The 12,359-nt window shown below is 54.5% G+C and carries 13 protein-coding genes; 2 read left to right on the top strand and 11 right to left on the bottom strand.

Going from position 1 to position 12,359, the window contains the following annotated elements; all coding sequences use genetic code 11:
- Positions 1 to 82 precede the first annotated feature (82 nt).
- Both AC222A_RS01015 and AC222A_RS01010 read right to left on the bottom strand, forming a co-directional pair.
- Positions 83 to 1,531 (bottom strand): coniferyl aldehyde dehydrogenase, encoded by a 1,449-nt coding sequence (locus AC222A_RS01015; RefSeq protein WP_372781057.1) that lies wholly within the window; start codon positions 1,529 to 1,531, stop codon positions 83 to 85.
- Positions 1,532 to 1,536: 5 nt separating this feature from the next.
- Entirely contained in the window at positions 1,537 to 3,132 is a 1,596-nt protein-coding gene (locus AC222A_RS01010) for a GMC family oxidoreductase (protein WP_486774557.1), read from the bottom strand.
- 174 nt (positions 3,133 to 3,306) lie between these two features.
- Between AC222A_RS01010 and AC222A_RS01005 the strand changes: the two genes are divergently transcribed.
- Positions 3,307 to 3,819 carry an SRPBCC family protein gene (locus AC222A_RS01005; protein WP_486774556.1) on the top strand — a complete coding sequence of 171 codons (513 nt, stop codon included), beginning with the start codon at positions 3,307 to 3,309 and terminating at the stop codon, positions 3,817 to 3,819.
- Positions 3,820 to 3,870: 51 nt separating this feature from the next.
- Here AC222A_RS01005 and AC222A_RS01000 read toward each other — a convergent pair whose 3' ends face one another.
- From AC222A_RS01000 to bioA, 7 genes are all read right to left on the bottom strand, one after another.
- Positions 3,871 to 4,437: a YtfJ family protein gene (locus tag AC222A_RS01000; protein WP_372763615.1), complete on the bottom strand. Its 567-nt coding sequence runs from the start codon at positions 4,435 to 4,437 to the stop codon at positions 3,871 to 3,873.
- 129 nt (positions 4,438 to 4,566) lie between these two features.
- Positions 4,567 to 4,974: a secondary thiamine-phosphate synthase enzyme YjbQ gene (locus AC222A_RS00995; protein WP_372760271.1), complete on the bottom strand. Its 408-nt coding sequence runs from the start codon at positions 4,972 to 4,974 to the stop codon at positions 4,567 to 4,569.
- A gap of 50 nt (positions 4,975 to 5,024) precedes the next feature.
- Entirely contained in the window at positions 5,025 to 6,185 is a 1,161-nt protein-coding gene (locus AC222A_RS00990) for a thrombospondin type 3 repeat-containing protein (RefSeq protein WP_372748999.1), read from the bottom strand.
- 12 nt (positions 6,186 to 6,197) lie between these two features.
- A complete protein-coding gene (locus AC222A_RS00985; RefSeq protein WP_372748998.1) occupies positions 6,198 to 7,283 on the bottom strand; it encodes an OmpA family protein in 1,086 nt (361 codons plus the stop codon).
- A 51-nt stretch (positions 7,284 to 7,334) separates the two neighbouring features.
- Positions 7,335 to 8,126: a dioxygenase family protein gene (locus AC222A_RS00980; RefSeq protein WP_372759077.1), complete on the bottom strand. Its 792-nt coding sequence runs from the start codon at positions 8,124 to 8,126 to the stop codon at positions 7,335 to 7,337.
- Positions 8,123 to 8,932, bottom strand: coding sequence for an ion transporter (locus tag AC222A_RS00975; RefSeq protein ID WP_372748996.1), 810 nt, complete (start codon positions 8,930 to 8,932; stop codon positions 8,123 to 8,125). Before AC222A_RS00975 ends, AC222A_RS00980 begins: the two co-directional genes overlap by 4 nt.
- A 10-nt stretch (positions 8,933 to 8,942) precedes the next feature.
- Positions 8,943 to 10,232, bottom strand: coding sequence for an adenosylmethionine--8-amino-7-oxononanoate transaminase (gene bioA, locus AC222A_RS00970; RefSeq protein WP_372759076.1), 1,290 nt, complete (start codon positions 10,230 to 10,232; stop codon positions 8,943 to 8,945).
- A 148-nt stretch (positions 10,233 to 10,380) separates the two neighbouring features.
- Here bioA and AC222A_RS00965 point away from each other — a divergent pair, with 148 nt between their 5' ends.
- Positions 10,381 to 10,635 (top strand): hypothetical protein, encoded by a 255-nt coding sequence (locus AC222A_RS00965; RefSeq protein ID WP_372750310.1) that lies wholly within the window; start codon positions 10,381 to 10,383, stop codon positions 10,633 to 10,635.
- A gap of 21 nt (positions 10,636 to 10,656) precedes the next feature.
- Here AC222A_RS00965 and AC222A_RS00960 read toward each other — a convergent pair whose 3' ends face one another.
- Complete coding sequence (locus AC222A_RS00960; RefSeq protein ID WP_372750309.1) at positions 10,657 to 11,415, bottom strand: SDR family oxidoreductase; 759 nt, start codon at positions 11,413 to 11,415, stop codon at positions 10,657 to 10,659.
- 16 nt (positions 11,416 to 11,431) lie between these two features.
- Complete coding sequence (locus AC222A_RS00955; RefSeq protein ID WP_372758433.1) at positions 11,432 to 12,352, bottom strand: sterol desaturase family protein; 921 nt, start codon at positions 12,350 to 12,352, stop codon at positions 11,432 to 11,434.
- Between the last annotated feature and the right edge of the window lie 7 nt (positions 12,353 to 12,359).

Raw genomic sequence — 12,359 nt, 5'->3', positions numbered from 1 at the left:
AAGCTGTTCTCAGGTGATTTTCACAACTGTCGGCCTATCCGTACTGCTGTGCCGCCCTCTCACGCGGCACAGTAGGGTTCTGTTATTTTTTTATCTGTTGAGCCATCATGTTGTCGACTTTTTCACTATAGGGCGGCAAGGTACCAGCCAGCTTCGCCAAATTGACAAAACCCTGCTGATAAACCGCCTTGGCATGGCTGAAGGTGCGGAACCCTTCGAAGCCCCGGTAGTTACCGATGCCGCTGTTACCCACTCCGCCAAAGGGTAGATCGTCACACGACACATGCATGGCGATATCATTGACTGTGACGCCACCGGCAATTGAATTGGCAAGCACGTGTTCACGTTCGATCTTGTCGGTGCCAAAGTAGTACATCGCCAGCGGGCGCGGCCGCTGATTGATAAAATTCAAACACTCGTCAACGGTGCGGTAGGGTTTGATATTCAGGATTGGACCGAAAATTTCATCCTGCATGCAGGTGAGGTCGTCGGCTGGGTCGACAATCAGGTGTAGTGGAATTCGGTGGCGGCTGCGATCGCTCCAATCCTCGTTGGCGGGATTCAGAGCTTCCACGCGTGCACCGGCTTCGCGCGCTTCGTCTATATAGCCTTTGACCCGATCAAAGTGTCGCTCGTTGATAACGGACACAAAATCAGGGTTGTCGTTGATCGTTGGGTAGAGCTCGTTGATCGTATTTTTACAGGCGGTGATGAATGCTTCCAGGCGGCTGGCCGGGACAAAGCAGTAGTCCGGAGAGATGCACAATTGCCCGGCGTTCATGCCTTTACCCGCAATAATTTTCTCGGCGTACTCTTCGATATTCCCGCTGTCCGACACAATCACGGGAGACTTTCCGCCCAGCTCCAGGGTAACCGGAGTGAGATTTTCTGCGGCCGCTTTCATCACCAGTTTGCCGATGCTGGTAGCGCCAGTAAAAATGAGGTGGTCAAAGCGCAGGCTGCTAAACGCTGCGCCTACTTCGGCGCCACCGGTAACAATGCAGATCTCGCTGTCCTCAAAGTATTCTCTGAACAGTCGCTGCATGAGTTCCGCCGTTTTGGGTGTGAACTCGGATGGCTTGATCATTACCCGGTTACCGGCGCCGATGGCATCGGCGAGGGGGCTGAAAATCATGTTCACGGGTACATTCCATGGCGTCATGATGCCGATGACACCTTTAGGCTGGTAGTGCACCCGTGCTTTGGCCCCAAACAGGTTCATGGGGACAGGAACTTTGCGTTTTTCGCCTTTGATCCATTTCTTGAGATTTTTCCGCACAAACTTGAGCGAGCCTACCGAAGTAAAAATGTCGGTCATCAAGGTAACGTGACGGGAGCGTCCGCCAAAGTCTTCGTCTACGGCGGCGCAGATTTCTTTCTGATGGTCTACCAGCATGGCGATGCAACGATTGAGGCGGTCGACGCGGGTTTCCAGTGCGACTTCACCTTCGCGTAAAAACGCATCGCGCTGGGTTTGCAGCGTTTGCTGCAGAGGCTCTATGACGGAGTCCAGAGAGGGTTGCGTGCTCATGATTGTCACTCCTTGTTCAAGATAAAGTCGGCGCAGCGTTCGCCGATCAAAACACAGGTGGCATTGGTATTGCCGGAAAGTATGGTTGGCATAATGGAACCATCGGCGATGCGCAGGTTTTCTACGCCATGGACGCGTAGCCGATCATCGACTACTGCCAGTTCGTCGTGTCCCATCTTGCAAGTGCCCACCGGGTGATAGACTGATTCAGAAATATTGCGGATGTATTCAAGCAGCTTTTCGTCGTTATCAACGTCCGGGCCGGGCATCAATTCGCCACGATGGTATTTTTTTAGGCTCGGTGCTTTAAATATATCGCGTGTCTTCTGCACTGCGGCCAGTGTGTGTTTTACGTCGTGCTCGGTGGACAGGTAATTGGCACGAATCAGAGGGTGAGTTTCCGGATTACGGGCACGCAAGTGAACAGATCCGCGGCTTGTGGGCCGTAGATAGCACACGGTGGCCGTCGTGCCGGGAAGGGGGTTGATCCGACCTTTTTCATCGGGCTCGCCCGCAGCGGGAGTAAAGTGAATCTGAGCGTCCGGGCGCTCAACCTCGTCGGTTGTGCGGAAGAACGCGCCAACTTGCGATGCAGGGTGAATCAGTAACCCTTTGCGTTTGAAGGCGAGCTTGGCAAGGTTTTTCACCATGCCCAGTGGTTTGAGCTCGTCGTGAAATGTCGTGACATCGGTCAGCGAACATTGGGTATTGACGGTGAGGTGATCTTGCAGGTTTTCACCCACACCCGGTAAATGGTGAACGGTCTTGATGCCCATTTTCTGCAGGAACTCACCATCGCCGATGCCCGATAGTTCAAGTAACTGAGGGGAGTTGATCGTGCCGCCACACAGAATGATCTCGCCGCGACATTCGGCGCGCATTTCTTTACCTTTCTGGCGGTATTTGATGGCCGTTGCTTTCTTGCCGTCGAATTCGATGCGAGTGGTCAGGGCATGGGTTTGCAAGTCGAGATTGGGGCGATCAATGCACTGTTTCAGAAAGGTTTTTGCGCTGCTTTGGCGCAGGCCATCCTTGATATTGAGCTGGTAGTAGCCGATGCCTTCTTGGCGTTCGCCGTTGAAATCTTCGTTGTAGGGGATTCCAGATTCAATGCCCGCCTGGATATAAAGCTGGGCGAGCTCCATTTTGTCGGTCGGTTCGTCGACCCAGAGTCCGCCGCCAATGCCGTGATATCGGCTGGCGCCGCGTACGTTGTGTTCCGATCGACGAAAATAGGGCAGCAGATCGTCGTAGCCCCAGCCGCGATTGCCCGCTTTGGCCCAGGCATCGTAATCCTCTTTTTGACCCCGGATGTATACCATGCCATTGATCGAGCTGGAGCCACCCAGGACCTTGCCCCGAGGCCAATCGAGCTCGCGATCATTGAGATGGGGCTCAGGTTCTGTCTTGTAGCACCAGCTTGTTTTGGGGTCTTTCATGGTAAAAGCAAAGCCCAGCGGAATATGCACCATGGGGTTGCTGTCTTTGCCGCCGGCTTCAAGCAGAAGAACGCGGCGGCTGGCTTCCCGGCTTAGGCGATTGGCCAGGGCACAACCTGCCGAACCGGCGCCGACGATGATGTAGTCGTATATCTGGGTCATGGTGCTATCCGAATAGTGATGATTGCAGGTGGGCTCGGGCTGCAGTGTTCAATAGTGCAGGAGCCGGCAATGAATGCGGCATATGGTCGTTAATTACTATACGCTTGTAAAGTGAAATGGGGCGGTGGTAGATTGAATACCCTATTAAATTTTCGACATAAAAACGGGGTTCCCATGACATCTCAAATTCCCTGTACGGCGGTCGGCATGGATTTTTTCGACCAGGCGCCATACTGCTTTACGGCTACCGAGACGGTTAAAGCCACGCCAGAGGCCATTTTTGCGGTATTTGAGGACGCCGATTCCTGGCCCGCCTGGGCCGATCCCATCCAGCATGTAGAGTGGACCTCGCCGCAACCCTTTGGGTTGGGGACAACCCGTACGGTTTCGATGATGGGTGGCTTGATAGGTTGGGAAGAGTTCATTGCCTGGGAGCGGGGCAAGCGCATGGCTTTCTGCTTTACCCACGTAGCGAAAGATAATATCGAATCGTTTGCCGAAGATTATGTCGTTGAAGATCGTGGCGATGGCACGTGTCAGGTGAGTTGGCGCATGGCAATGGCGCCGAAGGGCGCGAGTAAGGTGTTTATGCCCCTGTTCTCACCCGTCATGGGGTTTATGGTGCGGCGAATGTTTCGAAAGTTTCGTCAGTACACCGAAGCGCAAGCGCTTAAGGCTGCGCTGTGATTGCAAGGCGAACCGGCCGTGGCGCCGGTTCGTGCATCGTGTGAGCGGGTGTTATTGCTGCCGTTTGGCTATTTCGCTGTCAATGAGCTTGAGCGTTGACTCGATTTCTTTTTTGTTGAGCTTGCCGTCTTTCAGGTAAAGGATATTGCCATCGCCGCCCAGAACAATCAGCGCTGAGCTCTTCGCAGTCAGGTTCCAAAGCTGAAGACCGTGTCCTTTCATGTCGGCGACCATCGCCGAGGTGGCGTACTCACGCTTGTTCTTTTCCAGCTCCGAGAGTGCCCAGCTGGACATGCCAAAAGTCACATCATCCAGGTTCACAACGGTGGTGACGTGAATCAGCTCTTCGGGAAAACCGGCTTCTTCCAGTCGATCCGTAAAGGGGCGAATCTGCTTTTCCGCCGAGGGGCGTGCAGCCATGTACTGAATAATCTGTACCTCGCCTTTGGTGTCGAGGTTTTTGGTGCTCCAGGGCACATAAACAATGTCGTTCTGGGCGTCGAGTGTCAGCTCGCCCTTGTCCTGGATCATCAGTTCCGGCAGTGGCTGACCAGCACTCAGTGCCAAAGCCTGCAGGGAATAGAAAACTGAAAAAAGTACCGCAACTGGTCGTAACATATTGAGCATCCTGTCTTTTTATGGAGCACCTAAAGAGGCGTTCCGAATGGTATCACAGCCGTTTGGTCAGTGAAGGCCCATTATGTTGCTATCAGATGAATTTAAGCTGAACGGTAATGCGGCGATTCTTTACGATCCGATATGCACGATGACACGGCGCTCGCCGGCAAAGTGCCGGTGTTCCCAGAGATAGATGCCCTGCCATTGCCCCAGTGCGAGCTGCCCGCTCAGTATGGGTATGCCGAGGCTGGTGGCAGTCAACGCGGCTTTGATGTGAGCCGGCATGTCGTCGGGGCCTTCCAGTGTGTGGGTGTAGAGCGGGTCGTTTTCCGGCACCAGTCGATTCAGCCAGTTTTCCAGGTCATATTGGGCGGAAGAGTCGTAGTTTTCCTGAATCAGCAAACTCGCGGAAGTGTGCTGGATAAAAAGGGTGCATAGGCCTTCCTGAATTTTGGCCTCGCGTACCAGCTTCTGCACATGCCCAGTGAAGCTATGCAGCCCCTGGCCGGGTATATTCAATGTCAGTGTTTCTATCATGCTAAACCTAAAAGGGCAGCCGCAGCTGCCCTTGAGTTGTATGACTGCGGCTACGGCTCCTGATTATCAGGGCAACCGTTGTCATTGAGGTCGATGAGGCCTTGAGGGATAGTCGGACAGGCGTCTTCACCATCATTTTTGTTATCGCCGTCCGTGTTGGTGTTGTTTGGGTCGCTCCCCAGACGGGCTTCGTCACCATCACTGAGGCCATCGCCGTCTGAATCCGGGTTGTTGGGATTCGTACCATTAGTGATTTCGTCGCCATCATTGACGCCGTCATCATCCGAATCACTGTCTGCCGGATTGGTCTTAGGTTCAACCGTTACTTCTTCACCATCACTGCGACCATCGGCGTCGGTGTCCGTCTGGTTCGGGTCAGTACCGAAGGCGGCTTCATCGGCATCGCTTAAGCCGTCGCCGTCACTGTCGTCACAGGCGTCGCCTTCGTCATCGGGGCCGCCAACAGTATTGCTCTGATCACTGTTGGGAACCAGCGGGCAGTTGTCGGATTCGTTGGGAACACCGTCGCCGTCTGCGTCACTGTCGCAGGCTTCACCGAAACCATCGCCATCCGTGTCGGCCTGGTTCGGGTTGGGCGTAAACTGACAGTTATCATCGCAGCTGCTGGTGTTGCCACCGGCGCAGAGCGAAAGACGCGCGCCATCGCCGTCACCATCGTCGAGTATATTGTCATTGTCGTCGTCGGGGTCGCAGGCATCGCCCTGACCATCGAGGTCAGTATCACGCTGGTCGGGGTTCAGGATGATTGGACAGTTGTCGACGTCGTCTAGAACCGTGTCTTGATCAGTGTCTTCGCAGGCGTCGCCTTTAGACGTGCCAAAATTGTTTTCTTGCTTGGGATTGGGCGTCACCGGACAGTTGTCGTCGCAGTTCGTGGTGACGCCGTTGGGGCAGGGGGTAAACACCGATTCACTGCCGTCACCTTTGGCTGTCAGGATGCCATCGTTATCAAAATCATCTTCGCAGGCATCACCAACACCGTCATTGTTAACATCGGTCTGGCTATGGTTAGGAGTCCACAGACAGTTGTCGTTGGCGTCCAGCACACCGTCATCATCCCGATCGGGGCCCTCTGGTGAGAGCAGCTCTGCAATGGTGGTGTCGCCCTCGTCAGACTTGCAGCCTTGCAAGGAAAGGGCGAGGCAAAGCGCCAAAAGCAGTGTTATCCAGTTTGCTTTTTTGTGAAGCATTCTACAGTTCCCTTATCTTTGAATTCGAAATTCCACGCGGCGGTTCATGGCGCGTCCAGAGGCCGTACTGTTGGTGGCAACTGGATCGGTTTCACCGTAGCCTCGGGTGCGCATGCGGCTAGCGTCGATGCCGGCACGAACGAGGAAGCTTTTTACGGAGTCTGCGCGCTTCTGTGAGAGATCCATATTGAAGCGTGCCCCGCCCGACGAGTCGGTGTGGCCGGCGATTTCCAGGCGAATTTCTGGTTGGTTCTTGAGGAATGAGGCAATATCGGTGAGGCTCTCAACGGAGTCGCCGGTCAGGTCGGCAGAGCCACTTTTGAAGGTGATGCCCTGCAGGCGCACAACCTGAGCTTTTACAACACAGCCGTATTCGTCAACTTTTGCACTGCGCAGCGTATTGGGGCAGCGGTCAATGCTGTCGACCACACCGTCAAAGTCTGAGTCTGTCGGGGCTACCGGAATTTCGCGAACCACTTCCTTTACTTGGACAACGGTGCGAACAGTTTCCTTGTGACCCAGCGGGATTTCGAAACCCAAGCTCACGTGGGCATCGTTGTAATCTTCCTCAAATTCGCTCGCGACGTAGCGCGCGTCAATGCGAAATTTGAGGCCGATGTCAAACAGCTCAGGTGTTACCAGACCTAAACCCGCGTTGTAAAAAAAGCTGGTGTCGTCGTCGCGGGGAATGCCGGGCAGATCATACACGTCGTCATGCACCGCGCCGATGCCAAGCAAAATAAATGGGCGAAGCTGATCTTTGCCACGAAAGCGATACGCTATGTCAAGGCCGAGATGGCTTTGGTAGTAATCCGTGTAACCACCGATACCGTTTTCCAGCGCGTTGTGTGCGAGGTTTCCTTCCCAGTACCAGCCATCGCGAATTTCACGACCAAACCCCAGGCGAAAGCCGCCACCATCGTCGTCGAATAAGGCACGCTCTGAATCCTGATCTACATAGTAGCCCTGACTAAAAAAGTAGAGCTCGGGTTGGCTGGTATTGCTGTGCGGGGCGCCGGATTTCTCCGCCTGTGCGTTAGAAAGTCCGGCTGTTCCTAACAAAAATGCGGCCAAAGTGGCCCCCATGCGACTTGGCATCGCTGCACTCCTTCTTCAGGTTATTTTGATTCGGCCAAATGGTATCAGTTATTAGTGTCTAGTAGTACTTTCCGAAGTAGACACAAAGGCAAAGGAACGCATGCTGCAGTTTTCGAGAGAAATGGGCGGGTATTCAGTCATTTGTAGTTTGTCGCTGGGGGCAGACATGCCTGCGATGACCAGCGCAGGCAAAAAGTGTTCCGGTGTGGGTACCGCGAGTTCAGCGCCGGGCAACGTTGTGTAATTGGCCAGTGCCGTGAAATCGCGATTTTCCAGCGCATTTGTTGCGGCGCGATCAAAGGCGCGGGCCCAGTCGAAGGGGCCGCCCGGATCACGCATCCATTGTCGAATGTTGTGCACCATGTTGCCACTGCCAATGACTAGCACGGCGTCATCGCGCAGCCAGCGCAGCGAGCGTCCCAGCGCGAGAAATTCTGCTGGGGATTTGCCGCGATCTAGGCTCAGTTGCAGCACAGGAATATTTGCGTTGGGAAATAAATGTACCAATATTGACCAGACGCCGTGATCTAGCCCCCGGTCCGAATTGGGCTCAATGTCGCCCGATGAGTGGTGACAGATGTGATTGGCGAGTTCGGGTTCGCCGGGGCAGGGGTAGCGTATTTCACTCAGTGACTGTGGAAAGCCGGAAAAATCGTGGATTGTGCGGGGATGGTCGGAAGCGGTAATGAACGTGCCAAACGTTTCCCAGTGGGCCGAGATCACTAAAATGGCGCGCGGCGGATGCCTGTCGGCAATAAAACGACGCCAGTCATCGGTAAACTGATTGCCCCTGAGCGCGTTCATGGGGGTGCCATGGGCCAAAAACAGCACGGGTTGGGTCATACCGACTCCGGAAGTTTTGCACTGCAATACTTGCAGTATAGCGCATCTGTTTCGTGTCCTCCCCGGCCGCAGTTGCTGCAGCGAGACGGGCGCCGACTGCGCTGTGATTCCTGAATCAGTTCGGCGCTAAAGATGCCGGTGGGAATGGCAATGATGGCATAGCTGGTGAACATGGCGATGCCGGCGACGAACTGGCCGAGAGGGCTCTGCGGCGTGATATCGCCGTAGCCTACAGTCGTGATGGTGACAATAGCCCAGTAGATGCTCTTGGGGAGGCTGGTAAAGCCGTTTTCTGGGCCTTCTATCAAATACATCAGGGAGCCAAAAATCACGACAACGGTGATTACACTGAAACCGAAAATAATGATTTTGCGTTTGGCGGCTCGCAGGGTTCGGATCAGCAGGTTCGCGTCAGCGAGGTAGCGCAGTAGTTTTAGTACACGGAAGATGCGCAGAACCCGCAACAGACGGATCACCAGCAGCTGCTGTGCGCCGGGAATGAACAGTGCAAGGTAGGTGGGCAAGATCGATAGCAGGTCGACCATGCCGTAAAAACTGAACAGGTAGGCACGGCGGTTAGGTGAGCAGTAAAGCCGGGCGATGAATTCCACAGTAAATGCGATCGTAAACACCCATTCCAGTGTTACCAGGAGTTCGCCAATGCGACTGTGAACCGCGGCCACGGTATCGAGTAGCAAGACGCCGACACTGCAGAGAATCGCGAGAATCAGTATCAGATCGAACAGCTGCCCAGCGCGGCTCTCGGTGCCGAATATTATGTCGTAAAGGCGATTTTTAAATGGCATGGCGGCTCGGTTACAGGATCTGCTGGAGTGTGTTGACCATCGCGCCGGTGAGGGTGGCCAGGTCGTTATCGTTCATGATGTAGGGTGGCATGGTATACACCAGTTTGCCAAAAGGGCGCACCCAGACGCCGTTGTCGACGAATGTTTGCTGATGCCTGCGCAAGTCTAGTGGTTCTTCGAGTTCTATGACGCCGATGGCGCCGAGTGTGCGTACATCGCTCACGCCTGGTAGTTGCCGCGCTGGTTCCAGCCCGCGCGTGAGGCCGGCTTCTATACGCTGTACGTTGCCAGCCCAATCTTGTGACATCAGCAGCTCAATGCTGGCGTTTGCAATGGCGCAGGCTAAAGGGTTGCCCATAAAAGTGGGGCCATGCATAAAGGCACCCGCTTCGCCTTTGCTGATAACGTCACTCACGCGGTTGGTGCACAGCGTTGCTGCCAGCGTTAGGTAGCCGGCGGTAAGGCCCTTGCCCAAGCACAGAATGTCGGGGCTGACGTCGGCGTGTTCGGCAGCGAACAGCTTGCCGCTGCGGCCAAAGCCGGTGGCAATTTCGTCAAAAATCAGCAGTACATTGTAGCGATCGCACAGCTCGCGAAAGGCCGTGAGATAGCCCGGTGAATAAAACCGCATGCCGCCAGCGCCCTGTACCACGGGCTCGACAATCAGGGCGGCAATTTCCTGATGCCGTGTTTCGAGCAGTTTCTCCAGCGCAGCAATATCCTGGGTATTCACGGGTTCGTTAAAGCCGGCCGATGGGGCGGGCACAAAATGGTGCTGTGGCAGATTATTGGCAAACAGGTGATGCATGCCGGTGACGGGGTCACAGATGGCCATCGCGCCCATGGTGTCGCCGTGATAACCATTGCGCAGTGCAATCAGTTTGTGCTTTTCGGCCTTGCCGCAAGAGGCCCAGTACTGCAGTGCCATTTTAACCGCCACTTCGACTGCGACGGAGCCGGAATCGGCGAGGAACACTTTTTCCAGGCCGGCCGGGGTCATCGTTACCAGTTTTTGGCACAGTGATACAGCAGCAGGATGGGTCAGGCCGCCAAACATGACATGCGACATACTGGCCAGCTGATCGGTTGCGGCCTTGTTTAACACCGGGTGGTTGTAACCGTGAATAGCCGACCACCAAGAGGCCATGCCGTCGATGATTTCGCGGCCATCGGCCAGGGTCAGACGGACACCGCTAGCGGACACAACGGGAAATACCGGTGGCGGGTTGTCGAAGGAAGAGTAGGGGTGCCAGATGTGTTCCCTATCCCATTGTGTCCAGTCTGCCTGCCAGTTTGTCATATCCTGCCTTGTATCGGTGATCGTTCGCGTTGTTGCGCATTGTAGCGTAATGCAGGTGTATTGCGTGGTAACTACGTATGTTAGTGGCAGCCGCCTCGGTGTATTTTCGCATCGTGAGGTATACGGTTTACAGTGAAGAGGCGCCACTATGTTGACGAGTAGTACGAGAGAAAGAAGGAAGGGGTTAGACTCAGTACCTAACAGCCTGGAGATCTATCTGAATGCCTCGCAAATAGCGACGCTTCAGCAAGTGGAGCATTTTGGTTGGACGCTTCAGTATGTGCGCAGGCCGCTGTTTATGGAGCCGGTGCCCATCTTGTTTCACCGTGATATGGGTACATACGCAGTACTGGAAATGGACGGTAGTCTGAACCGCAATGTCGATGTAGCCGTGCGGCACTAGCCGCACCACTGCAGTCCCCAATTAGTATCCTGCCAGCGATCGGATCAGCCACGCCGCCAGGCTGTTCGGCAGTAATTTCCGAAGAATACGCATCGTACCGTACTTTATTCCTACCACGTGGTGCACCTTGTCACTGGAAAGTGACTTCAGCACTACCTGAGCAATATCTTCTGCCTTGAGATCGACACCCATACTTTCAATTATTTTGCTGTCGTTGCCTTGCAGCAGGGGTGTGCGCACGAAAGAGGGTTCAACGGCCGTTACATGAATGCCGTGTTGTTTCCACTCAATGTTCAGTGCTTCTGTCATACCCTTTACCCAAAACTTTGTTGCCGAGTAGTTGGCCAGACTGGGTATTCCGTAGACCGACGAGGCCGACGACATTGTGACCGCCCAGGCTTGTTCGCGTTTTTTCAGATGTTCAAATGCAAAGTAAAAACCGTCCAACACCCCGCGTATATTGATATCTATTGCCAGGTGATGCCGCTCTAGGGGGATGGTCTCGAAGGGCGCGATATCCATGATGCCGGCGCAATTGAAAATCGCGTCGAGTTGCCCGACGGAAGCCACATAAGCATCGATCGCTGCTTTAAGTTCGTTTGAACGGGTCACATCGCAGATATGCACCTCACACTGAGCCTCGCCCAAAATTTGGCGCAGGTTCTCCAGCGCTTCGCGGTTAATATCCAGCAGGCCGATATGCCAACCGTGTCGGACCAGCAGTTCTGCGGTTGCACGTCCGATGCCCGAAGCGGCGCCAGTAATGATAATTGTTTTCATTGTTTCACTCCTGCCCTCAGGCAATTTCCATATCCGGTGAGGTCTGTTCGGAAGACGGTCTACGCCATTCCGGGGGCTTCCATAAATGTGCGAGTCGCTGTGACAGGGGGCCGGGACGCAAAACGTCCCGCAACATGTCGCGCCACTCGTGAAAATTTATGGTCAGCAGGTTGTTGCTGACAATCTGGCGGGGAATTCCGTAGTCGACGGGGGTGTCGTCGCGCTCAGCCTGAAAGGTGCCAAACAGACGGTCCCAGATAATCAGAATGCCGCCGTAGTTCTTGTCGATATAGATGGGGTTGCGACCGTGGTGGGCGCGGTGGTGACTGGGGGTGTTAAACAGCCACTCTACCAGAGGTGAACAGCGTCCCACGGCCTCGGTATGCACGAAGTATTGGTAAGCCAGATTGATGGAGTAGGCCACCATTACCGCTGCCGGAGGAAAGCCCAGCAGAATCAGGGGCAACCAGAACAGTTGGCTGAGGTTCAGGGAGTAGGTCATGCTTTGACGCATGGCCGTACTCAGATTCATGTGCTCGCTGGAGTGATGGACCACATGGGCGCACCAGAACCAGCGAATGCGGTGTGATGCGCGGTGAAACCAGTAATAGAAAAACTCCTGGCTGAACAGCAGCACCCCCCACATGGGCAGTGTCATTTCCACAGTGGTAAGGCGAAAATTCCAGACAAAGGCGAACAGCGCACCAAGAAATATGATGTGATATACCATCTCGACGGCCTGATAACTGGCGCCAAGCGAAAAGTTGGTGGCGATGTCTTTTAGCTGAAAATGTTTCAGCTGTCCGCGCCGGCGCATCAGCCAGTATTCAATCCCCAATGTAACGATGAACAGCGGCGTGAGGGTTGCCAACAGAATCTGTTTGGGTTCAGGCTCGTGGCCAATAATGGCAATGTAGAGATCTATCCAGTTAGTCATCGCTGTG

This window comes from Litorivivens sp. (assembly GCF_057445395.1).
The sequence above is the reverse complement of the archived record's forward strand: the minus strand, read 5'-3'. Positions and strand labels throughout refer to the sequence as shown.